At 69.3% G+C, this 22,354-nt stretch carries 23 protein-coding genes; 12 read left to right on the forward strand and 11 right to left on the reverse strand.

Annotated elements, in window-relative coordinates; genetic code table 11:
* Nucleotides 1–143 precede the first annotated feature (143 nt).
* Together V6S85_RS15830 and V6S85_RS15835 are read right to left on the reverse strand one after the other, a co-directional pair.
* Nucleotides 144–785: a 3-oxoacid CoA-transferase subunit B gene (locus tag V6S85_RS15830; protein ID WP_116567784.1), complete on the reverse strand. Its 642-nt coding sequence runs from the start codon at nt 783–785 to the stop codon at nt 144–146.
* The gene (locus V6S85_RS15835) at nt 785–1,504 is read right to left on the reverse strand and encodes a CoA transferase subunit A (protein ID WP_334349522.1); all 720 of its coding nucleotides are present in this window, start codon (nt 1,502–1,504) and stop codon (nt 785–787) included. The genes V6S85_RS15830 and V6S85_RS15835 overlap by 1 nt, the downstream gene beginning before the upstream one ends.
* Before the next feature lie 108 nt (nt 1,505–1,612).
* On the opposite strand from V6S85_RS15835, the gene kefF reads away from it, so the two are divergent.
* Genes kefF through V6S85_RS15850 form a run of 3 tightly spaced genes read left to right on the forward strand, consistent with a single transcriptional unit; the run spans nt 1,613 to nt 4,968 of the window.
* The gene (kefF, locus tag V6S85_RS15840) at nt 1,613–2,206 is read left to right on the forward strand and encodes a glutathione-regulated potassium-efflux system oxidoreductase KefF (protein WP_165828835.1); all 594 of its coding nucleotides are present in this window, start codon (nt 1,613–1,615) and stop codon (nt 2,204–2,206) included.
* Nucleotides 2,207–2,209: 3 nt separating this feature from the next.
* On the forward strand, nt 2,210–4,171 hold the full coding sequence (locus V6S85_RS15845) for a monovalent cation:proton antiporter-2 (CPA2) family protein (RefSeq protein WP_334349523.1): 1,962 nt from the start codon (nt 2,210–2,212) through the stop codon (nt 4,169–4,171).
* Between the two features lie 50 nt (nt 4,172–4,221).
* On the forward strand, nt 4,222–4,968 hold the full coding sequence (locus V6S85_RS15850) for a DUF6065 family protein (protein ID WP_058348387.1): 747 nt from the start codon (nt 4,222–4,224) through the stop codon (nt 4,966–4,968).
* A gap of 90 nt (nt 4,969–5,058) precedes the next feature.
* On the opposite strand, the gene V6S85_RS15855 is transcribed toward V6S85_RS15850, so the two are convergent.
* Complete coding sequence (locus tag V6S85_RS15855) at nt 5,059–6,204, reverse strand: acyltransferase family protein (protein ID WP_334349524.1); 1,146 nt, start codon at nt 6,202–6,204, stop codon at nt 5,059–5,061.
* A gap of 116 nt (nt 6,205–6,320) precedes the next feature.
* On the opposite strand from V6S85_RS15855, the gene V6S85_RS15860 reads away from it, so the two are divergent.
* On the forward strand, nt 6,321–7,349 hold the full coding sequence (locus V6S85_RS15860) for a LacI family DNA-binding transcriptional regulator (protein ID WP_334349525.1): 1,029 nt from the start codon (nt 6,321–6,323) through the stop codon (nt 7,347–7,349).
* Between the two features lie 27 nt (nt 7,350–7,376).
* On the opposite strand, the gene V6S85_RS15865 is transcribed toward V6S85_RS15860, so the two are convergent.
* On the reverse strand, nt 7,377–7,529 hold the full coding sequence (locus V6S85_RS15865; RefSeq protein WP_164467283.1) for a hypothetical protein: 153 nt from the start codon (nt 7,527–7,529) through the stop codon (nt 7,377–7,379).
* 161 nt (nt 7,530–7,690) lie between these two features.
* Nucleotides 7,691–9,037, reverse strand: coding sequence for a phosphoglucosamine mutase (gene glmM / locus V6S85_RS15870; RefSeq protein ID WP_334349526.1), 1,347 nt, complete (start codon nt 9,035–9,037; stop codon nt 7,691–7,693).
* A gap of 207 nt (nt 9,038–9,244) precedes the next feature.
* On the opposite strand from glmM, the gene glmS reads away from it, so the two are divergent.
* Nucleotides 9,245–11,077 (forward strand): glutamine--fructose-6-phosphate transaminase (isomerizing), encoded by a 1,833-nt coding sequence (gene glmS, locus V6S85_RS15875; protein ID WP_116567774.1) that lies wholly within the window; start codon nt 9,245–9,247, stop codon nt 11,075–11,077.
* Between the two features lie 27 nt (nt 11,078–11,104).
* Here the strand turns inward: glmS and V6S85_RS15880 are convergent, their stop codons facing one another.
* Nucleotides 11,105–12,457 carry a metallophosphoesterase gene (locus V6S85_RS15880; RefSeq protein ID WP_334349527.1) on the reverse strand — a complete coding sequence of 451 codons (1,353 nt, stop codon included), beginning with the start codon at nt 12,455–12,457 and terminating at the stop codon, nt 11,105–11,107.
* 244 nt (nt 12,458–12,701) lie between these two features.
* Complete coding sequence (locus V6S85_RS15890; RefSeq protein WP_116567770.1) at nt 12,702–13,700, reverse strand: aldo/keto reductase; 999 nt, start codon at nt 13,698–13,700, stop codon at nt 12,702–12,704.
* Between the two features lie 124 nt (nt 13,701–13,824).
* Between V6S85_RS15890 and V6S85_RS15895 the strand changes: the two genes are divergently transcribed.
* A complete protein-coding gene (locus tag V6S85_RS15895) occupies nt 13,825–14,724 on the forward strand; it encodes a LysR family transcriptional regulator (RefSeq protein WP_334349528.1) in 900 nt (299 codons plus the stop codon).
* Between the two features lie 92 nt (nt 14,725–14,816).
* The gene (locus V6S85_RS15900) at nt 14,817–16,685 is read left to right on the forward strand and encodes a pilus assembly protein TadG-related protein (protein ID WP_116567766.1); all 1,869 of its coding nucleotides are present in this window, start codon (nt 14,817–14,819) and stop codon (nt 16,683–16,685) included.
* A gap of 81 nt (nt 16,686–16,766) precedes the next feature.
* Here the strand turns inward: V6S85_RS15900 and V6S85_RS15905 are convergent, their stop codons facing one another.
* Nucleotides 16,767–17,702 carry an isopenicillin N synthase family dioxygenase gene (locus V6S85_RS15905; RefSeq protein ID WP_334349529.1) on the reverse strand — a complete coding sequence of 312 codons (936 nt, stop codon included), beginning with the start codon at nt 17,700–17,702 and terminating at the stop codon, nt 16,767–16,769.
* 165 nt (nt 17,703–17,867) lie between these two features.
* Between V6S85_RS15905 and V6S85_RS15910 the strand changes: the two genes are divergently transcribed.
* Both V6S85_RS15910 and V6S85_RS15915 read left to right on the forward strand, forming a co-directional pair.
* Nucleotides 17,868–18,560, forward strand: coding sequence for an OmpA family protein (locus V6S85_RS15910; RefSeq protein ID WP_116567815.1), 693 nt, complete (start codon nt 17,868–17,870; stop codon nt 18,558–18,560).
* A gap of 74 nt (nt 18,561–18,634) precedes the next feature.
* Complete coding sequence (locus V6S85_RS15915; RefSeq protein ID WP_334349530.1) at nt 18,635–19,141, forward strand: prolyl-tRNA synthetase associated domain-containing protein; 507 nt, start codon at nt 18,635–18,637, stop codon at nt 19,139–19,141.
* A 9-nt stretch (nt 19,142–19,150) separates the two neighbouring features.
* Here V6S85_RS15915 and V6S85_RS15920 read toward each other — a convergent pair whose 3' ends face one another.
* A complete protein-coding gene (locus tag V6S85_RS15920; RefSeq protein ID WP_334349531.1) occupies nt 19,151–19,603 on the reverse strand; it encodes a hypothetical protein in 453 nt (150 codons plus the stop codon).
* On the opposite strand from V6S85_RS15920, the gene V6S85_RS15925 reads away from it, so the two are divergent.
* The 3 genes from V6S85_RS15925 to V6S85_RS15935 are packed head-to-tail and all read left to right on the forward strand — an operon-like array spanning nt 19,602 to nt 21,379.
* Complete coding sequence (locus V6S85_RS15925; protein ID WP_165828833.1) at nt 19,602–19,763, forward strand: hypothetical protein; 162 nt, start codon at nt 19,602–19,604, stop codon at nt 19,761–19,763. The two genes, V6S85_RS15920 and V6S85_RS15925, sit on opposite strands and share 2 nt — an antisense overlap.
* A complete protein-coding gene (gene trxA, locus V6S85_RS15930) occupies nt 19,754–20,662 on the forward strand; it encodes a thioredoxin (RefSeq protein WP_116567758.1) in 909 nt (302 codons plus the stop codon). Before V6S85_RS15925 ends, trxA begins: the two co-directional genes overlap by 10 nt.
* 60 nt (nt 20,663–20,722) lie before the next feature.
* Nucleotides 20,723–21,379: an LON peptidase substrate-binding domain-containing protein gene (locus V6S85_RS15935; RefSeq protein WP_116567756.1), complete on the forward strand. Its 657-nt coding sequence runs from the start codon at nt 20,723–20,725 to the stop codon at nt 21,377–21,379.
* Nucleotides 21,380–21,383: 4 nt separating this feature from the next.
* Here V6S85_RS15935 and V6S85_RS15940 read toward each other — a convergent pair whose 3' ends face one another.
* Nucleotides 21,384–21,782, reverse strand: a complete 399-nt coding sequence (locus V6S85_RS15940) for a DUF805 domain-containing protein (RefSeq protein WP_334349532.1) — start codon at nt 21,780–21,782, stop codon at nt 21,384–21,386.
* A 78-nt stretch (nt 21,783–21,860) separates the two neighbouring features.
* Entirely contained in the window at nt 21,861–22,268 is a 408-nt protein-coding gene (locus V6S85_RS15945) for a hypothetical protein (RefSeq protein ID WP_334349533.1), read from the reverse strand.
* Nucleotides 22,269–22,354 lie beyond the last annotated feature (86 nt).

Consider the following 22,354-nt stretch of genomic DNA (forward strand, 5'->3'; position numbering starts at 1 on the left):
GAGGGGTAACGGCTTCCCAGGACGAGGCGCCGTCAAACGCCCGCGCTAGCTACAAGGCCCGAGACCTTCCTGCAAAGGGTGAAACCTCTCACCCTCCCACACCTTTCGGCGTGGGCCCCTCCCTCTCTCTCAGAGAGAGGGAATTAGAGAGCCACCTCGAACACGGCCTCGGTCTTGGCCTTGACCTCGTCGACCGACACGCCCGGGGCCAGCTCGATCAGCTTCACCGGGGTCTTGCCGCGGTTGATCTCGAAGACGCCGAGCTCGGTGATCAGCAGGTCCACGACGCCGGCGCCCGTCAGCGGCAGCGAGCAGGCCTTCAGCAGCTTGGGCGCGCCCGACTTCTCGCAGTGGTCCATCACCACCACCACGCGCTTGACGCCGGCCACCAGGTCCATGGCCCCGCCCATGCCCTTGACCATCTTGCCGGGCACCATCCAGTTGGCGAGGTCGCCGGTCTCGGAGACCTGCATGCCGCCCAGGATCGACAGGGCGATGTGGCCGCCACGGATCATGGCGAAGCTGTCGGCCGAGCTGAAGTACGAGCTGCTATCCAGCTCGGTGATCGTCTGCTTGCCGGCGTTGATCAGGTCGGCGTCCTCTTCACCCTCATAGGGGAAGGGACCCATGCCCAGCATGCCGTTCTCGCTCTGCAGCGTCACGTGCATGCCCTCGGGGATGTAGTTGGCCACCAGGGTCGGGATGCCGATGCCGAGGTTGACGTAGAAGCCGTCGCGCAGCTCCTTGGCGGCGCGGGCCGCCATCTCGTCGCGGGTCCAGGCCATTACGCGGTCTCCTTGGCTTCGCGGGGACGCGTGGTGACGCGTTCGATGCGCTTCTCGAACCTGGCGCCCTTGATCAGGCGGTCGACGAAGATGCCGGGGGTGTGGATGTTGTCCTTGTCGAGCGCGCCGATCTCGACCAGATCCTCGACCTCGACGACGGTGGCCTTGCCGGCCGTGGCCATCATCGGATTGAAGTTGCGGGCGGTCTTTCGGTAGACGAGGTTGCCCTCGGCGTCGGCCTTCCAGGCCTTGACGATCGACAGGTCGGCGGTCAGGCCGCGCTCCATCACGTACATCTCGCCGTCGAATTCGCGGGTTTCCTTGCCCTCGGCCACCAGGGTGCCGTAGCCGGTGCGCGTGAAGAAGGCCGGGATGCCCGCGCCGCCGGCGCGGATGCGTTCGGCCAGCGTGCCCTGCGGATTGAACTCCAGTTCGAGCTCCCCACTCAGGTATAGCTGTTCGAACAGCTTGTTCTCGCCCACATAGGACGAGACCATCTTCTTGATCTGACGGTTCTCCAGCAGGATGCCCAAGCCGAATCCGTCGACCCCGCAGTTGTTGGAGATGACCGTGAGGTCCTTGACCCCCGTCTCGCGGATCGCCGCGATCAGGTTTTCGGGAATGCCGCAGAGACCAAAGCCCCCGGCCATGATGGTCATGCCGTCGAACAGCAGACCCGCCAACGCTTCTGCGGCGTCGGATTTCACCTTGTCGACCATGCTTCCTCCCGGAGCGACGTTCGCCGACTGCTCTCGCCCGCCGGCCGGAGAAATTCAAGCCTTGATGAATAAATTTTCCCGTCATGCGACCACGGTAGGCGATTACGCGTGACCAGCGACCCTAACACCCCGATCGTGACGCCCGCCACCGCCGGCGCCCTGCTGACCCTGGCGCATCCGGCGCTTGAACGCTCGCGCGCCAACCGCGCCCTGGCCAAGGCGGCCAAGGCCCTTTCCGGCGTCACCTTCCACGATCTGTACGAGACCTATCCGGACTTCTCGATCGACATCGAGACCGAGCAGCAGAAGCTGGTCGACCACGACATCATCGCCTTGCAGTTCCCGCTCTTCTGGTACTCGCCGCCGGCCCTGATGAAGGAGTGGCTGGACCTCGTCTGGCTGCACGGCTTCGCCTACGGGCTGGGCGGCGACGCCTTGGCCGGCAAGCGCCTGTTCGTGGCCTGCACCACCGGCGGACCAGCCCAGGCCTATCACGCCAAGGGCTACAACCGCTTCACCCTGGACGAATTCCTGCGGCCGCTGGAGCAGACGGCCTATCTGTGCGGCATGGTCTGGGAGACGCCGTTCGTGGTGCATGGGGCGGCGATGAAGGACGACGAGCAGCTGAAGGCCGAGGCCCTGCGCTACCAGGCGCGGATGTCGGCCCTGCTGGCCGCCGACCACGCGGCCGAGGGAGCGTAAGCCATGGAACCGTTCCTCAAGCAGACCCTCGTCTATCTGGGCGCGGCCGTCATCTCGGTGCCGATCGCCAAGCGCCTGGGGCTGGGCTCGGTGCTGGGCTACCTGATCGCCGGCGTGCTGATCGGCCCGGCCATGCTGTCGCTGGTGGGCGAGCAGCACGACGTCATGCGTTTCGCCGAGTTCGGCGTCGTCATCCTGCTGTTCCTGATCGGCCTGGAGGTGCGCCCCTCCACCTTGTGGGAGATGCGCAAGACGATCTTCGGCCTGGGCGGCGCCCAGGTGGTGGGCACGGCCCTGGCCGTGGCCGTCGTCGGCTACCTCCTGAGCCTGCCCTGGCAGACGGCCCTGGCCGTGGGCCTGGTTTTGGCCATGTCGTCGACCGCCATCGTGTTGCAGACCCTCGACGAGAAGGGCCTGCGCCAGGGCCCGGTCGGCCGCGCCGCCTTCGGCGTGCTGCTGCTGCAGGACCTGGCGGTGATCCCGATGTTCGCCCTCCTGCCGCTGCTGGCCACGGTGGCGCCCGACGCCCATGCCAGCGACGCCGGCGGCCATGGCGCCAGCCTGATCTCGCACCTGCCGGCCTGGGCGCAGGGCCTGGCCGTGCTGGGCGCGGTGGGCGTGGTCGTGGGCAGCGGCCGGTTCGTCGTGCGGCCGATCTTCCGCTTCATCGCCGAGGCCCGCCTGCGCGAGATCTTCACCGCCGCGGCCCTGCTGATCGTGGTCGGGGTCGCGGGCCTGATGCAGTCGGTGGGCCTGTCGCCGGCGCTCGGCGCCTTCCTGGCCGGCGTGGTGCTGGCCGAGAGCGAGTTCCGCCGCGAGCTGGAGACCGACATCGAGCCGTTCCGCGGCCTCTTGCTCGGCCTCTTCTTCATCACCGTGGGCGCCGGCATCGACCTGACCCTGATCGCCCGCCAGCCGCTGACCCTGATCGCCCTCGTGCTGGGCCTGATGGTCCTGAAGTTCGCGGTGATGTTCGGCATCGCCCGCATCGCCGGCGCGCAGGGCCGCAGCGCCGCCGCCGTGGCCACCGCCCTGGCCCAGGGCGGCGAGTTCGCCTTCGTGCTGCTGAGCTTCACGGTCGGGGCCGGCGTCATCGGCGCGGACCTGGCCGCCCTGCTGACCGCCACGGTCGCCGTCTCGATGGCCCTGACGCCGGTGGCCATGATCCTCTACGAGCGCATCGCCGAGCTGGCGAACGCGGCCATCCCCGACGTCGAGCCGGAGGCCCCGCAGTTCGATGAGGGCGAGCCCGACATCATCATCGCCGGGTTCGGGCGGTTCGGGCAGATCACCGGCCGCCTGTTGCAGGCCAACGGCTTCAAGTCGACGGTTCTGGACAGCGACATCGAGCAGATCGAGCTGCTGCGCCGCTTCGGCCGTCGGGTGCACTATGGCGACGCCACGCGCCTGGATCTGCTGCGCGCCGCCGGCGCCGAGCACGCCCGGATGCTGATCGTCGCCCTGGACGACCGCGAGAAGACCGCCGAGCTGGTGGAGACGGCCCGCCGGGCCTTCCCCAACCTGATCATCCTGGCCCGCGCCTGGGACCGCCGCCACGCCTACGACCTGCTGGCCAACGGCGCCGACGCGGTGGAGCGCGAGACCTTCGAGGCCGCCCTGGCCCTGGGCTCGACAGCCCTTCAGAAGCTGGGCTTCCGGGCCCACAAGGCCTTCCGCGCCACCTCGTTCTTCCGCCGCCACGACCGCAAGACCTTCGAGGATCTCAAGCCGATGTGGGGCCAGGAAGAGGCCTACATCCTGGCCTCGCGCGACGCGGCCCAGACCATGGACCGGCTGCTGGCCGCCGACCTGGCGCGCATGCGTCCGGGCGAGGCCGGCGGGGCCTGGGACACGGCCGCCCGCGACGAGGAGCTGCGGAAGCTGGCCCAGCGCAAGGGGGGCGCGGGCGGAGAAGCCGAACCGGCCGACGCCGACGGCTGGACGGGAACGCCTCCGCAGGGCTAGAGCAGGGAAAAGGGCCGGGTTCGGCGCAAGAAGCACGGGAAAGAAGCGGCATGTATCTGGAGTGCTATCCCACCGAGAGCCGGCCGCCCGAGATCGTGCCGGGGCGCCCGCAGCGGGCCTGGATGGACAACTTCGCCGACCGCCACCCCTATCGCTGCCTGCCGCTGACCATGGCCAACACCACCGGCTGGGAGATCCTGTGCCCGGTCGGCTTCGAGGCCACCTGGAACGGCGGGATCCACCAGAACGACATCACCTTCAAGAGCGACCACCCGCACCCGGGCTTCGACGACTTCGTCAAGTCGCACTTCTCGCGCGGGACGATCACCTTCCACACCGGCTATCTGTTCCGCACGCCGCCGGACTGGCTGATCTGGACCATGGGCCCGCCCAACCACATCAAGGACGGCATCCAGCCGCTGGCCGGCCTGGTCGAGACCGACTGGCTGCCCTTCCCCTTCACGATGAACTGGGTCTTCACCCGCCCCGGCACTGTGAAGTTCGCCAAGGGCGAGCCGTTCTGCTTCATCACCATGATCCAGGACAAGCCGCTGGAGACGGTGCAGCCGGTGATCCGGCACTTCAACTCCAACCCCGACATGCGCAAGCAATACGACGTCTGGGCCGAGAAGCGCGGCGAGTTCAACGCCCGCATCGCCGCCCGCGACCCGGCCGCCACCAAGGAGGCCTGGCAGCGCTTCTACTTCAAGGGCGAACTGCCCGAGGAGATCGAGGCTCCCGCGCCCAAGAGCCACGTCAACAAGCGCCGCCTGAAGGCCCCGAAGATCGGGTTCTGAGGCCTCTTCCTCTTTCCTCCCGTCAATCCCGCCACAAGGGCGGGAATGACGGGCGCTTGGGATGGCGGTATTGCTTCCCAGCTCAGCTTCCTACCCCCGCCGCAGCAGCCTGCCCGCCAGCCACCGGCGAACCGGCTCGTCATAGAGCTTGAGGCAGGCCCAGGCGATCGCCACCGCCGCCACGAACACCGCGACCCCGACCAGAGCGCCCTGGGCGGCCGGGATCTTCTTGTCCACGACCCAGCCGGTGTAGATGTAGATCAGCGGATAGTGGGTGATATAGAGCGGGTAGGACAGGTCGCCGAAGAAGCGGGCGATGCGCACGCTGGGGCCGTCGACGTCCTTCTCGCCCGCGCCGATGGCGACGATCAGCGGGAACAGCAGGATCACGCAGGCCGCCTCGTACAGGCCGTTGACCCACAGCCGCTCGGGCCCGCCGAAGCGCGGCAGCGACAGGGCCGCGATCAGCAGGACGCTGCACACCGCAAAGCCGTGACGGACCTTGATCCGCTTGCCCAGGCGCATCAGCAGCACGCCGGCGAAGAACGGGAACATCACCCGGGTCAGGCCGATGTGGACGCCGCTGAGGTTCAGCGCCCAACCGCCGATGACGTCGCCGCGCGGGCCCAGCACCAGCAGGCCAATGAGGGCCAGGGCCGACACCGCCACCAGCGCGCCGAGCCAGCGGTTCGAAAGCTTCCGCAGGCCGACGGCGTAGAGGAGGTTGGCGAGGTACTCGTAGAACAGCGACCACTGCGGGCCGTTCAGCGGATAGATCTCGCCCCAGCCGCGGATCTCGGCCGACGGGGCCATCGGGATCATCAGGAAGCCCAGCAGCATCACCCCGATCACCTGCCAGACGGTGACGGTGTCGAGCTTGGGGAACAGCGACCAGTGCTGGAAGGCCAGCAGGGCCGCCCCGATCAGGCCGCCGACGATGATCATCGGCTGCAGGCGCACCAGGCGCCGCTTGTAGAACTGCCACTGGCCCATGACGCTCCAGCGGTCGTCATAGGCGTAGGCGACCACGAAGCCCGACAGCAGGAAGAAGAAGTCCACCGCCAGGTAGCCGTGGTTGATGATCTGCTTGTGCGGGCTGCCGCCGGAATAGGCCTCGAACAGGTGGAAGGCGACAACCATCAGGGCGGCCACGCCCCGCAGGCCGTCGAGGATCACGTAATGGCTCTTGGCGGGCGCTGTGGCGTTGGTCGAGGTCGCGGCGGCGGAAGATGTCATGGGCAAGCTTCGCTGATGATGAGTCACGACGAAGCGTTGTTGGGTTTATCGTTAAACTACAACCCTCTTTAGGAACGCCGTTTCGTGGGCCTTCCAATCTCCAGGACCTGACGACCATGCAGCGCTCCAGGCGCCCCCGCGAACGGGCCAGGGTGACGATCAGGGAGGTGGCGGAAAAGGCCGGCGTCTCGGCCATGACCGTGTCGAACGTCTTCAACGGCACGGGCAAGTTCTCGGCCGGGACCCGGGATCGGGTGATGGCCGCCATCGCCGCGCTGGGCTACGTGCCGAGCTCGGCCGCCCGTCGGCTGGTCGGCGCCGCGCCGGCAAGGGTGGGCCTGCTCTATGCCGGGGTCGACAGCATGTTCATCCACGCCGTGCTGGCCGCCGCCGCCGTGGCCAGCGCCGAGCGCGGGCTGCAACTGATCACCCGCAAGGCCGGCTCGCCGGCCGAAGCCCTGGAGGTCGCCCGTTCGCTGCAGCGCTCGGGCGCCGACGCGCTGCTGCTGCTGCCGCCGTTCGACACGGTGCTGAGCGGCTGCGCCGAGTTCGCGGCGCTAGGCCTTGTCACGGCCTCGATCGCCACCGCCGCGCCCCTGCCGGACATGATCACCGTGCGCATCGACAACCGCGCGGCCTCCTACGCGATCACCGAGCGGCTGGCGGCCAAGGGCCGGCGCCGGATCGCCGTCATCGCCGGCCCACAGGACCATTCCGACAGCGTCGAGCGCCTGGAAGGCTGCCGCGCGGCGCTGGCGGCCCACGGCCTGTCGCTGCCAGATGACCTGGTGGTCGAGGGCCGCTTCACCTTCGAGTCCGGCCTCGCCGCGACCGAGCGGCTGCTGGCGCTGCCCCAGCCGCCCGACGCCATTGTCGCGGCCAATGACGACATGGCCGCCGGCGCCCTGTGGGTGGCCCATCGCCTGGGTCTGGCCCTGCCCCGCGATCTGGCCGTGGCCGGCTTCGACGACACGCTGCTGGCCACGCGCGTCTGGCCGCCCCTGACCACGGTGCGCCAGCCGATCGACCGCATGACCGGCCGGGCCCTGGATCTGCTGCTGGACGCGCTGCGCCGACCGCCCGGCGAGGGTCCGCCGGCCGACGTGCTGGAAGCCTATGACCTGGTGGAGCGCGCCTCGGCCTGAGGCGCGGAAGAACCCTCGGACCTCGCCTCAGAGGTTCAGCAGAAGCCGGCTGGCCCCGTAGGCCGTCGCCAGCCAGAACAGCGCGCTGAACGCGCCGCCGAACAGCATGGCGCGGCGGAACTCGCGGCTGTGCAGAAGGCCGGGCGCGGCCGGAGGCCGCGAACCATGCGTATGGAACACCTTGTGTTTCCTCCGTGGCTCGGCGCCGTGGGGGCTCGCGCCGTTAACCACGGGAAGACGATGTCACGAAACTGACGAAACACAACCTGAGCCGTCGCCTTTTAGGCGGGTTTCAGCCGCTTTTTCGCCCAAGTTCGTGCAGGCACACGGAATATTCGTGCTCAGACGGCCTTCACCGCCGCGGCGATGTCGCCGACCACCTTGCGCACCAGGGCCGGGTCGTCGCCCTCGGCCATGATGCGGATCAGCGGCTCGGTGCCCGAGGCCCGCACGACGATGCGCCCGGCCCCGTTAAGGCGGGCCTCGCCATCGGCGATGGCCTCCTTGACGGCCTTGGCCTCTAGCGGCTTGCCGCCGGCGAAGCGGACGTTCTCCAGGAGCTGCGGCACGGGTTCGAACTGGCGGGCCAGGGCGCTCATCGGCCTGCCGCTCTCGACCATCACCGACAGCACCTGCAGGGCGGCGATCAGGCCGTCGCCCGTGGTCGAGAAGTCCGACAGGATCAGGTGGCCCGACTGCTCGCCGCCAACGTTGAAGCCGCCCTCGCGCATGCGCTGCATGACGTAGCGGTCGCCCACCGAAGTGCGCTCCAGCGTCAGGCCCAGCCCGCCGAGCTGGCGCTCGAGGCCCAGGTTCGACATCACGGTGGCCACGACGCCGCCGCCCTTCAGCGCGCCGGCCTTGGCGAAGGCGGCGGCGATGATGGCCATGATCTGGTCGCCGTCGACGACGAGGCCCTTCTCGTCGCAGATCACCAGGCGGTCGGCGTCGCCGTCGAGCGCGATGCCGATGTCGGCGCGATACTCGCGCACCAGCTTGGCCATCGCGTCCGGATGGGTCGAGCCGCATTCCTCGTTGATGTTGGTCCCATCGGGCGTGACGCCCAGGCTGATGACCTCGGCGCCCAGCTCGTAGAGCGCGGTGGGGGCCACCTTGTAGGCCGCGCCGTTGGCGCAATCGATGACGATGCGCAGGCCCGACAGGGACAGGTGACGCGGGAAGGTCGCCTTGACGATCTCGACATAGCGGGCCTGGGCGTCGTCGATGCGCTTGACGCGGCCGAGGTCGCGCGGGGCGGCGAGACCTTCCTGCAGCCCCTCGTCCATCAGGGCCTCGATCTTCAGCTCCTGCTCGTCCGACAGCTTGTAGCCGTCGGGGCCGAACAGCTTGATGCCGTTGTCGGCGAAGTTGTTGTGCGAAGCCGAGATCATGATGCCCAGGTCGGCGCGCATCGAGCGGGTCATCATCGCCACGGCCGGGGTCGGCAGCGGGCCGAACAGGCGCACGTCCATGCCCACGCTGGTCAGGCCCGCCACCAGGGCCGGCTCGATCATGTAGCCCGACAGACGGGTGTCCTTGCCGATCACCACCAGGTGGCGGCGGTCGTCCTGCGAGCGGAACAGCTTGCCGGCCGCCAGGCCGACGCGCAGGGCGACTTCGGCGGTCATCGGGTGCTTGTTGGCCTGGCCGCGGATGCCGTCGGTGCCGAAATAGGCGCGCTTGCTCATGGTGATGGTCTTCGTCGCTGTCGGGTCGCTGTGTGAATCGGAGCGACGCCCATATAGAGCGTCTTGGAAGTCTCGTACGGACCGCGAAACGATCCGAAATGCAGATTTACGTCGCCGGTCCCTGCACGAGTGCTAAAGGCCGCGCTCGAAATATCCCGTGCTGGTAGCAATAGTCCTCCAGGCGCGTTCTACAAAGGATCATGTCCCATGTGCGGCATCATCGGCATCGTCGGTAAGGCCCCCGTCGCCGAGCGTCTGGTCGAGAGCCTCAAGCGGCTCGAATACCGGGGCTACGACTCCGCCGGCGTGGCCGGCGTGGTGGGCGCGCCAGGAAACGGCAAGGTCGAGCGCCGTCGCGCCAAGGGCAAGATCAAGGCCCTGGAAGAGGTGCTGACCGCCGAGCCGCTGGTCGCCACGACCGGCATCGGCCACACCCGCTGGGCCACCCACGGCGCGCCCAACGTCGCCAACGCCCACCCCCATCACGCCGGCCGCGTGACCCTGGTGCACAACGGCATCATCGAGAACTTCGCCGAGCTGAAGGCCGAGCTGGCCGCCGCCGGCCGCACCTTCGAGAGCGACACCGACACCGAGGTGATCGCCCACCTGATCGACGCCGAACTGGCCACGGGCCTTTCGCCCATCGACGCCTTCAAGGCCACCCTCGATCGCCTGACCGGCGCCTACGCCCTGGCGGTGCTGATCGAGGGCGCCGAGAACCTGGTGCTGGGCGCCCGCCGCGGCAGCCCGCTGGTGGTCGGCGAGGGCCAGGGCGAGATGTTCCTGGGCTCGGACGCGCTGGCCGTTGGCCCGTTCACCAACCGGGTGATCTATCTCGACGAGGGCGACTACGTGGCCCTCGACCATGACAGCGCCAGGATCTTCGACGCCTCGGGCGCGGCGGTGACCCGTCCTGTCCGGGTGGTGCCGACCAGCGCCGTGATGATGGAGAAGGGCAACTACCGCCACTTCATGGAAAAGGAGATCCACGACCAGCCCGAGGGGTGCCAGCGCACCATCGCGGCCTATGTGGACGCCCTGACCAGCAAGACCGCCATCCCCGGCGACGTCGATTTCGCCAAGCTGGAACGCATCCAGATCGTCGCCTGCGGCACCTCCTACATCGCCGGCGTCGTCGGCAAGTACCTGATCGAGCAGCTGGCCGACCTGCCGGTGGATGTCGAGATCGCCTCGGAGTTCCGCTACCGCCAGCCGGCCCTACGGCCGGGCGCCCTGGTCGTGGCCATGTCGCAGTCGGGCGAGACCGCCGACACCCTGGCGGCCCTGCGCTACTGCAAGGCCAAGGGCATGAAGAGCGCCGTGGTGGTCAACGCCACGGAGTCGACCATGGCCCGCGAGGTCGACGTGGTCTGGCCGATCCACTGCGGGCCGGAGATCGGCGTGGCCTCGACCAAGGCCTTCACCGCCCAGGTCAGCGTGCTGACCGCCATCGCCGTGGCCGCCGCCAAGGCGCGCGGGACCATCGACGCGGCCGAGGAGCAGCGCCTGGTCAAGGTGCTGCTGGAGGCCCCGCGCCTGATCGCCGAGGCCATCCACCTGGAGGGCGCGATCAAGGAGATCGCCACCGAGGTCGCCAAGGCCCGCGACGTGCTCTACCTGGGCCGCGGCCCGATGTCGGCCCTGGCCCTGGAAGGCGCGCTGAAGCTGAAGGAGATCAGCTACATCCACGCCGAGGGCTACGCCGCCGGCGAGCTGAAGCACGGCCCGATCGCCCTGGTCGACGACCAGACGCCGATCGTGATCCTCGCGCCCTATGACAGCTGGTTCGAGAAGTCGGCCTCGAACATGAGCGAGGTGATGGCGCGCGGCGGCCAGGTGATCTTCATCACCGACACCCAGGGCGTGAAGCACGCCCCCGAGGGCGCCAAGGTGGTGGTCACCGCCCCGGCCAGCGACCCGCTGGTCTCGACCCTGGTGATGTCGGCCCCGATCCAGCTGCTGGCCTACCACGTGGCCGTCATCAAGGGCGCCGACGTCGACCAGCCGCGCAACCTGGCGAAATCGGTGACGGTGGAATGATTGCACCTCTCCCAGGGGGAGAGGTGTTCAGGACGCCAGCCCCGCCAGGATCGACGGCTTCACCTTCAGGTCGGTGTCGCTGAACACCAGGTCCTCGCGGCCGAAATATTCGTGCTGGCGGCCCGCGCACCAGTCGGTGGTGACCATGGTCGGGTGGGTCTTGTCGGGACGGGTGGGGCCGCTGGCGTAGGCGAAGTCGCCAGTCAGCCTGTCGAACGGGAAGCCGCGGTCCTGGTCGGTGCGGGTGAGGATGTTGGCGAGGGTCTTTGCGTCGACCTGCGCCTTCACGATCCTGCCGTCGAAGCGCACCACGGAGTCGTAGGCGTAGCGCGAAAGCTCGCCGGCCGGCAGGCCCATGCCCAGGGTCGTGTGGCCCATGAAGCCGATATCGGCGCCGGCGGCCCTCGCCATCAGGCCGGCGACATGGCGGCCGGTGTCGCCCAGCGACAGGGCCTTGGGGATCCTGGCGACCACCGCCTGCTCTTCCGGCGTCAGCTGGGCGGCCAGCGTCGCCTTGACCCGGCGGGCCAGGGCCTGGTCGGCGGGGCCCCGCGGATCGACCACGACGCGGGAGATGCGGATCGGGTCGACCTTGCGGGCGCGGTCGATGGTCGCCACCGTCAGCGGCTGGCCCCAAGCGCCGGTGTGGACGTAGCGGCTGGTCCCCTGCGCGTGCTCGACGGTCACGTGGTTGTGCCCGCCCAGGAACAGGGTGCGCTCGGGAAGCCCCGCCAGCAGCGGGCGGTCGGCAGGCAGGCCCGCATGGCTCATCACCACCAGCATGCCGTCATCGGGCGGCGAGGCCGGCAGGTTGGCCTGGGCCCACGGCGTCGGCGCGGGAATGGCGAGGTCGGGGCGGATGGCCTTGGGATAGGTGTCGATCGAGTTGGTCGCCCAGCCGATCAGGTGAACCGGGAAGCCCAGGTCGAGCGTGGCGCGCGAAGAGGCCACAGGGCGGCCGGTGCGCTTGTCGACGATGTTGCTGACCACGGTGATGCCCAAGGCGCGGGCGCGGTCGGCGGCCGCGGCGATGTCCTCCACCAGGTCGGCGTCGTGGTTGCCGATGTTGATGACCGTCGGCGCCAGCCTGGCCACCGCCTCGAGGAAAGCCCAGTCCAGCGCGCCGTCGGTGCGCTTGGCCACCACGTTGCCGGCCTCGAACAGGTCGCCGTTCAGCAGGATCAGGCTGGGGGCTGCGTCGCGGCGGACGATGCGGCGCATGGCCTCAAGCAGGGCCGGGGTGATCCCGTAGGCCGAGTGCAGGTCCGACAGCATCAGCACCTTGGCCCGGCCGACAGCGGCGCCGGCGCTGGGACCGAAGGACAGCGTCATGGCCGCGGCCGCGCCGCCCAGCACCATGCGCCGATTGAAACCGTTCATGCCGAGCCTCCGCGAGTATCGGGGCCCTGCCTAGAGGCTGTCGGCCTCGGAGGGAACCGTCGAGACCCAGATCAGCGCGCTTTCCCCTCACTCCCGTCATTCTCGCCCTTGTGGCGAGAAACCCTGGTTCGGCTGATACCGGATGCGCCAGCGGCGTGCTGAGCACGCCGCCCTTCCTGCCCTTGCGGCTGACAGAGGGGTTCCCGCCACAAGGGCGGGAATGACGGGAGGGGTGGGAGTCCCCTCACTTCTCGCTGTCGAGGTGGGCCATCATCGCCGGGGCGTAGCGCTCGCCGGCCGCCGCGCCCTTGGGCACGGCCGCCTCGATGGCCGCGAGATCCTCCGCCGTCAGGACGACGTCGAGGGCGCCCAGGGCCTCGGCCAGGCGGTCGCGGCGGCGGGCGCCGACCAGGGGGACGATGTCGTCGCCGCGCGAGGCGACCCAGGCGATGGCGATCTGGGCGACGCTGACGCCCTTGCCGTCGGCCACCGCCCGCAGGGTCTCGACCAAGGCCAGGTTGCGGTCGAGGTTCTCGCCCTGGAAGCGCGGGGAGTAGACCCGGAAGTCGCGAGCGCCGCGCTGGCCGTCCTTGCTCCAATGGCCGCTGATCAGGCCGCGCGACAGCACGCCGTAGGCCGTCAGGCCGATACCGAGCTCGCGCAGGGTGGGCAGGATGGCGTCCTCGATCCCGCGCGAGAGCAGCGAGTACTCGATCTGCAGGTCGCAGATCGGGGCGACAGCGGCGGCGCGGCGGATGGTGTCGGCGCCAACTTCCGACAGGCCGATATGGCGGATGTAGCCGGCGTCACGCAGCTCGGCCAGGGCTCCGATCGTGTCCTCGATCGGCACGTCTGGATCCAGGCGCGAGGGGCGATAGACGTCGATGTGGTCGACCCCCAGCCGGCGCAGCGAGTAGGTCACGAAGTTGCGGATCGCCTTGGGCCGGCTGTCGAAGCCGAGGAAGGCGCCGTCGGGGCCGCGCAGGGCGCCGAACTTGACGCTGATCACGGCCTTGTCGCGGTCCTGGCCCCGCAGGGCCTCGCCGATCAGCATCTCGTTGTGGCCCATGCCGTAGAAATCGCCGGTGTCGAGCAGGGTGATCCCGGCCTCCATGGCGGCGTGGATCGTGGCGACCGCCTCGGCGCGGTCGGCGGGGCCATAGAGGTCGTCGGACATGCCCATGCAGCCGAGGCCGAGGGCCGAGACGGAAGGACCAGTGTTTCCGAGCTTGAGCGTGCGCATGCGGGATCTCCTTGGAGGCGCGGCGCGGGGGAGCGGCCGCGGGTGTGGACAAGCCGACTATGACCTTGCGCGACCTGTGCGATAATCCGACCAACGGCGCACGGGCCGTTCGGAATTTCGCACAATGGCCAGTCCCGACCTCGCCGATCTCGACGCCTTCGCCGCCGTGGCCCGGGCCCGCAGCTTTCGCGGCGCGGCGGTGGGGCGCGGGGTCTCGCCCTCGTCGCTGAGCGAGGCGGTGCGGCGGCTGGAGACGGCGCTGGGCGTGCGGCTGCTCAACCGCACCACCCGCAGCGTCACCTCGACAGAGGCCGGCGAGCGGCTGCTGGAGCGCCTGGCCCCGGCCCTCGCCGACGTGGCCGGGGCGCTGGACGCGGTGAACCAGTTCCGCGACAGCCCGACCGGAACCCTGAAGCTGAACGTGCCCATCGTGGTGGCGCGCCTCGTCCTGCCCGACATCGTCGGCCCGTTCCTGAAGGCCAATCCCGGGATCACCCTGGAGATCACCGCCGAGGACAACTTCGTCGACGTGCTGGCCGCCGGGGCCGACGCCGGGGTGCGCTATGGCGAGCGGCTGGAGAAGGACATGATCGCCGTGCCGCTGTCGGGTCCGCAGCGCTACCAGGCGGCCGCTTCGCCGGCGTTCCTGGCCCGGCACGGAACGCCCCGCCATCCGCGCGACCTGTTGTCGCTGCCGTGCATCCGACACCGGTTCTCCAGCGGCGCGATCATCGTCATGGAGTTCGAGAAGGACGGCGAGATCGTGCGCATCGCCCCCGACGGGCCGCTGATCTCCTCGTCGATGGAGCTGGAGTTGCGAGCCGCCGAGGAGGGCCTGGGCGTGATCGCCAGCTTCGAGGGTTTCCTTGCGGCGTCGGTGGCCGCGGGCCGGCTCGTGCCGATCCTGGAGGACTGGAACCCGCCCTTCGAGGGGCCCTTCCTCTACTATCCCAGCCGCCGCCACATGCCCGCGCCGCTGCGGGCCTTCATCGATTTCATCCGGGCCCGGCGGCTGGAAAGCTGAACCTTCCCCGGAAATCTCAATTTTCAGCGCGTTTGCCGCCTGTTCACCGTCGCCTGCCATGCTCGACGCGAAAGAACGAGGGGCCACCGCCGATGATCGTCCGCAGCCGCACCGCCGCCCGCCTGGGCGGGGCGCTCGTCCGCGCCGCTGCCCGCCTGCGCGGGTTCCGGTCAGACCGGCGCGGCGCCCTCGCCGTCTGGGTGGCCGTGGCCCTTATCCCGCTGTGCCTGCTGGTGTTCGGCGTCTTCGACCTCAGCCGCATGAGCGTCGAGCGCCGGCGCCTGCAGGACTCCCTTGACGCGGCCACCCTGATCGCGGCCCGCTCGACCGCCACCGACACCGCCACCCTGACCACGCTCGGCAAGGCCGCCCTGACCGCCGAACTGGGCCAGGCCGCGACCACCTCCAGCTTCGTGGGTTCGACCAACGGCAAGCAGGTGACCGGCACCGCCAGCTTCACCTTCGACCCGATCATCCTGGGCCTGATCGGCAAGGACAAGCTGACGGTCGGCGCCCAGTCGGTGGTCGTCCGCGCCGCCAACAACCTCGAGATCGCCCTGGTGCTCGACATCACCGGCTCGATGGCCGGCACGCGCATCAGCGACCTGAAGACGGCCGCCACCGACCTGGTGGACATCGTCGTGCAGGACATCCAGGAGCCCTACTATTCCAAGGTCGCCATCGTGCCCTATTCGATGGGGGTCAATGTCGACACCTATGCCGACGCGGTGCGCGGCGCGATCCCGAGCTCACCCCTGGCCACGGCGGCCTGGAACACCGGCGTGACCAAGACGGTGTCGAGCTTCACCGGCAACACGACCTCGCCCGTGGTCACCACCTCGAGCGCGCACGGCCTGGCGGTCAACGACTACGCCATGGTGTTCGGCTCCAACCAGAGCAGCATGAACGGCAAGGTGCTGAGGGTGACCTCGGTCGCCTCGACCACCAAGTTCACGGGCGCCAACCAGTCGGGCACGTCGGTCACCGCCGGTTCCAGCGGCTCGGTCTACAAGTGCCTGAACTCGAGCTGCACGTTCGTCTTCACCAGCAAGGCCAGCCACGTCTTCCAGACCGGCGACCAGCTGAAGCTGACCGGGATCACGGGCGTGACGACGCTCAACAGCGCCGTCCCGACCATCACGGCGGTCTCGGGCCTGGCCATGACCACCAACCTCTCGCCCACCGCCAGCACGAACTACGTCACCACCACCGCCGGCGCCAACGGCACGGCGACCTGCCAGAGCACTTCGCGCAGCGACATCAGCTGCGCCAACCTGAACTTCACCAACGCCAGCGGCAGCGCCAAGACCCAGGCGATCAGCACCTGCGTCACCGAGCGCACCGGAACCTACGCCTATACCGACGACGCCCCGACCACCGCCCTGGTCGGCCGCAACTACCCGGTCTCGAGCAACCCCTGCCCGGCGCCGAAGATCACCCCGCTGACCTCCGACCGCACGGTGCTCAAGAACCAGATCTCGACGCTGGACGACGGCGGCTCGACCGCCGGCCAGATCGGGCTGGCCTGGGGCTGGTACATGGTGTCGCCGAACTTCGCCTACCTGTGGCCCAGCGCCAGCCAGAAGCCGGCCGCCTATGGCACGGCCGAGACCATGAAGATCGTCGTGATGATGACCGACGGCGCCTTCAACACCCCCTATTGCAAGGGCGTGATCGCCGCCAACGCCGGCTCGGGTTCGGGCTCGGCCTCCGATCACATCAACTGCAACGCCACCAACGGCGACGCCACGGCCCAGGCCAAGGAACTGTGCACCAAGATCAAGGCCAAGAACGTGATCGTCTTCACGGTCGGCTTCGACGTCGACTCCACCGCCAAGTCGATGCTGACGACCTGCGCCACCAAGACCAGCCAGGCCTACTTCCCGGCCACCGGCGGCGAGCTGAAGACCGCCTTCAAGTCGATCGCCCAGGAGATCTCGGCCCTGCGCATCGCCAAGTAGCGGCCCCTGCCGGAGCGAGCATGAAAAAGGCCCCGTCCTCATGGACGGGGCCTTCGTCGTTTCGGAGCCGGCGCTCGCCGATCAGGCCAGCTTGATCTCGCGCAGGCGCTGCTGGAGGAACTCGTCGGCGGTGATCGATTCCGGATAGCGGTCCGGGTTCTGCTCGGTCACGCAGTTGGGCAGGGTCTTGATCTCATAGTCCGACGCGAAGTGCAGGAAGAACGGCGTCGAGTAGCGCGGCAGGTGGCGGCGCTCGGGCGGCGGGTTCTGCACGCGGTGGATGGTCGAGGGCAGGACGTGGTTGGTCAGGCGCTCGAGCATGTCGCCGATGTTGATGACGATGCAGCCCGGGGGCGGGTTGATCGGCAGCCACTCGCCGTTGCGGTCGAGCAGTTCCAGGCCGCCCTCTTCCGCGCCGAGCAGCAGGGTGATGGTGTTGATGTCGCCGTGGGCGCCGGCCCGCACGCCGGTGGCGTCCTGCGGGATCGGCGGATAGTGCAGCAGGCGCAGCACCGAGTTGCCGTTCTCGACGGTCGGCTTGAAGAACTCGCGGTCGAGCTTCAGGTAGGTGGCGATGGCCTCCAGCACCTTGCCGCCCATGCTGTCGAGCGCGCTGTAGAGCCAGCTTACGTCATGCTTGAAGGCCGGGATCTCGGCCGGCCAGACGTTGTCGGCCATGGTGGCGCGGAAGCGGTGGCCGGGCGGCAGGTCGCGGCCCATGTGCCAGAATTCCTTCAGGTCGTAGTGCGTGGCGCCCTTGGCGGTCTCGACCCCGAACGGAATGTAGCCGCGCGCGCCGCCCTTGACCCCGGCGTACTGCTTCTTGATGTCGACCGGCAGCGCGAAGAAGGCCTTGGTGTCGGAAATGGCCGCGTCGATACGATCCTGCGGCAGATCGTACTCCGACAGCACAGCGAAGCCATAGCGCTCGAACGAAGCGCCCAGCTCCTGGGCGAAGCGCGCGAAGTCCTTGCTGTAGAGGGTGAACGAGATGGGCTCGATGGCGGATGCGGACACGGTTGGCCTTCGAAGTTAGTAAGACGGGCCTTACTACACCCAACAGGCGGCGGAACGAAGGCCGTTCATTCCCCGCTCATCTGGTTTGTCGGAACTTGACCATAAACAGGCGCGTTTGCCCGGCTTAAGTGTAGCATCGGCATGAACAACGACAGGATCGACGCCATGACGACCCACAAGAACGCGTTCCGCGCCGCCGCCCTCGGGGCCCTGCTGATCGGCGCGGGCGCGATGACGGCCTGCACCACCACCGATCCCTACACGGGCATGCCGGTGCGCAACAACACCGGCACCGGCGCCCTGGCCGGCGCGGCCGGCGGCGCCCTGCTGGGCTACCTGACCAACACCAACAAGGGCGAGCAGGGCCGCAAGAACGCCCTGATCGGCGCGGGCATCGGGGCCCTGGCCGGCGGCGCCGTCGGCAACTACATGGACCGCCAGCAGGCCGACTTCCGCCGCAGCCTGGAAGGCTCGGGCGTGATGATCCGCCGCAACGGCGACCAGATCGTGCTGGTCATGCCCAGCGACGTGACCTTCGCCGTCGACAAGTCGGACGTGCAGCCGCAGTTCACCCGCGTGCTCGACGACGTGGCCCGCACGCTGAACGCCTATCCGCAGACCACCATCGACGTCGTCGGCCACGCCGACAGCACCGGCCCGGACGACTACAACCAGGCCCTGTCGGAACGTCGCGCCGGCTCGGTGGCGGGCTACCTCACCGGCCCCGGCCGCGTGCTGCCCGACCGCGTGTTCGTGGCCGGCCAGGGCGAGCGCCAGCCGATCGCCTCCAACGACACCGCCGAGGGCCGCGCCCAGAACCGCCGGGTCGAGATCATCCTGCGCCCGCTGACCCAGTAGTCGGCCGGCAGGATCGCCGTTGAAGGGGCGGGGCGGCTTGACCAGCGGCCCCGCCCTTCGCTTTACAGGGGCCCATGAAGACCCGCGCCGACCTCATCGCCTTCTTCGACGCCCACGACGTCGACCACGCCACCCTCGACCACCCGCCGGTGTTCCGCGTCGAGGAGGGACTGGAGATCAAGAAGGCCCTGCCCGGCGGCCACACCAAGAACCTGTTCCTCAAGGACGCCAAGGGCCAGCTGTGGCTGATCTCGGCGCTCGGCGAGACGGCGATCGACCTGAAGAAGCTGCACCACGTGATCGGCTCGGGCCGGCTGTCGTTCGGCCCCGAGACGATGATGGTCGAGACGCTGGGCGTCACCCCCGGCTCGGTCACCGCCTTCGGCCTGATCAACGACCAGGACCGCAAGATCCGCTTCGTGCTCGACAGGGCCCTGGCGGAGGCCGATCCGGTGAACTTCCACCCGCTGAAGAACGACGCCACCACGGCCGTCAGCCAGGCCGGCTTCCGCCGGTTCCTGGCCGCCCTGGGCGTCGAGCCGATGATCGTGGACTTCGAGGCGATGGCCGTCGTCGGCTAGCGCGCTTTTCTAGCGCTGCGGCCCGACCCGGAACCGCAGGCACGCCCCGCGGGCGCGCACGCTCGGCTCACCCGTGCAGTCGACATCGACGCTGGCCGGACGCAGCGCCGTCAGCTTGCGGCCCGCCGGGGTCGTCAGGCAGTCGGCCAGGGTCTTGGCCATCTTCTCAAGCTCCACGGTGTGCGTCGCCCGGGCGTAGCCGTCCCACAGGACGGTGCGCGCCTCGTCGGGCGTCGAGGGCGAGCCGGCCAGGACGGCGTACATGTAGGCCTGTCCGTCGACCTCGTCGGCGGGCCAGAAGAACACCGCCTCGTGGCTGTCGGCCGGCGGGGTGGAGCCGATGAAGGCGTAGAGGGGCTCGCACGCCACCGGCTTCTCCGCCGCCGACGCCTGCCCGGCCAGGCAGAACGCCGCCGCCCCGAGCAGGCTCAAGGACAGGCGAAGTGGAAGACGACGGGCCATGTGGATCCTGGTGGGACGCCCCTTGCGGGCGGCGCGCACCATCGCCGCCAAACGCCTTCGGGGCAAGAAGGCGCAGCCGCCGATTGCGAACCGGCTCGCCAAGGACCATCTTGCGGCGCTGAGCGTCCGCGCACGAGAGAAGAAGCAGTCATGTCCCTGATCGGTGAAAAGCCGGCCCCCATCCCGGCCGGCGGCAAGAGCGAACACATCAAGGACGGGACCGACGCCAGCTTCATGGCCGACGTCATCGAGGCCTCGAAGACCCAGCCGGTCATCGTCGACTTCTGGGCCACCTGGTGCGGCCCCTGCCGCCAGCTGACCCCGGCGCTGGAAAAGGTGGTCACCGCCGCCAAGGGCGCGGTCAAGCTGGTCAAGATCGACGTCGACAAGAACCCGGGCTTCGCCGGCCAGTTGCGCGTGCAGTCGATCCCGACCGTCTACGCCTTCGTCGACGGCCAGCCGGTGGACGGCTTCCAGGGCGCCCTGCCCGAAAGCCAGATCCAGCAGTTCGTCGACCGCATCTCGGGCCCGCCCGAGGCCGGCGCCGTGGACGAGCTGCTGGCCATGGCCAAGGAGAGCCTGGAACTCGGCGACCTGGGCGGCGCGGCCCAGGCCTTCGCCCAGGTGCTGCAGATGGAGCCCGACAACATCAAGGCCCTCGGCGGCCTCGCCCGCTGCTACCTGGCCGGCGGCGACGCCGATCTCGCCGCCGAGATCGTCGCCCGCGCCCCCGACAACGCCAAGGACCCGGACCTGGAAAGCGTGCGCGCGGCCCTCAAGCTCGCCGAAGCCGCCCCGTCCGAGACCGCCGCCTTCGAACAGCGCCTGGCCGCCAACGCCGACGACCACGAGGCGCGGCTGGAACTGGCCAAGGCCCTGGCCGGGGCCGGCCATCTGGACGCGGCCTGCGACCAGCTGCTGACCATCATCGAGCGGGATCGCAGCTGGAACGACGACGCCGCCCGCAAGCAGCTGCTGACCGTGTTCGAGGCCGCCGGCCCGACCTCGGAAGTGGCCAAGCAGGGTCGCAAGCGCCTGTCGTCGATCCTGTTCAGCTAGGACTTGAAGGACCCGTTCCGCCGGGACAAGCGTTCAGAACACCCAGTCAAGGAGGCCGCCATGCCGGGCGTATACCGGAAGACCCTCGACCTGCCGCTGGTGATCCCCGTGTTCCCACTGGACGGGGCCCTGTTGCTTCCCGGCGGCCAGCTGCCGCTGAACATCTTCGAGCCGCGCTATCTCAACATGCTCGACGACGCCATGTCGGGCGAGCGGATGATCGGCATGGTCCAGACCCGGCCGGGCGGCGATATCACCCGGCCCGCCCTGGCCCCGATCGGCTGCGCGGGCCGGGTGACCAGCTTCGCCGAGACCAGCGACGGCCGCTACCTGATCACCCTGACGGGCGTGGCGCGGTTCCGGGTGGGCGAAGAGCTGCCGGCGCGCACGCCCTATCGCCAGGTGCGGGCCGACTTCACGCCCTTCGACCTCGACCTGCGCGAGGACCAGCAGGAGGCGGTGGGCGACGCAGCCCCGCTGCTCAACGCCCTGCGCCGCTATCTCGACCACCGGGGCCTGGCCATCGACTGGAGCGAGGCCCAGGCCGCGCCGTCCGACGCGCTGATCAACAGCCTGGCCATGGCCCTGCCGTTCGATCCGCTGGAGAAGCAGGCCCTGCTGGAGGCCCGCACCATCGCCGATCGCCGCAGCACCCTGGTGGCGCTGCTGGAGATCGACGCCGCCCAGGACGACGACGAGCCGCCCTCGGTGCAGTAGGGGATCAGGCCGCGGCGCCGGCTCCGGCGGCCTTGGGCTGGGGCGGCCCGAAGCGGTTGTCGCCGGCCGTACCGTCCTGCAGGACGAAGACGATCAGCACCGCGACCCCGCCCGGCGCGAGGTTGAGCAGCAGCCACCAGCCGCTGCGGTCGATGTCGTGCAGGCGGCGGATGGTCACCGACAACGCCGGGATCGCCAGGAACAGGCCGACATAGGGCAGCAGCGAGGCCGGCTTATGGGGCGGCAGGCCCCGCAGGCCGTCGGCCAGCCCCCAGGCCATGCTCCAGACATAGCTGGGCAGAAGCGCCAGGGTCAGGGACAGCAGCAGGAATTGCAGGAACTCCGACCGGTCCGACCGCCCCTTGAAGTCGGCGAACCGGATCAGCGCCTTGAACATCGACATCGCGAGCCCTCCGTTTACCACTACCCATGGTAGCAAAGCGAAGGACGCTGAAAAGCCCCTGGGGGCGAAGGCCGTCGCCTAGGGCTTCACTGCATCCCAGGCGGCCACCTGGTAGCCGTTCTCGGACAGGCACTGCCCCATGGCGGCCTTGTGCCGCTCGTCCAGCGCCGCGCGCACGCCCTTGGAGCCCTTGGCCTTGTCGTAGGGGACCTTGAGCACCAGGCCCGTGGCGCCCGGCTGCAGGTCGCGGGCCGTGGCGCTGGCCGGATGCACCTTGAAGCCGCTGGTCTTGCCCGCGCGCACCTCGTCGCGGCACGAGACGAAGGTGCTGGCGAAGGCCTTCTCGTCGCTGGCCCCCGTGGACAGGCGCGGGCTGTAGGCGTTTTCGCCGCCGCCCGGGGAGCCGCCCAGGGAGCCGCAAGCGGCCAGGGTCAGGGTGCTGGTGGCCACGGCGGCGGCCAGGAAGGTCCGTTCGATGGCGGTCATGTCGCTGTCCGGGATCGTTGTTATCGCTTCTGCGACAACCACGAGCCCGCGCGAGAGGTTCCGGCGGCGGGGCTTTCCCAATCGGC

Source organism: Caulobacter sp. CCNWLW153 (assembly GCF_036889365.1).
In the GTDB taxonomy this organism is placed as follows: domain Bacteria; phylum Pseudomonadota; class Alphaproteobacteria; order Caulobacterales; family Caulobacteraceae; genus Caulobacter; species Caulobacter radicis.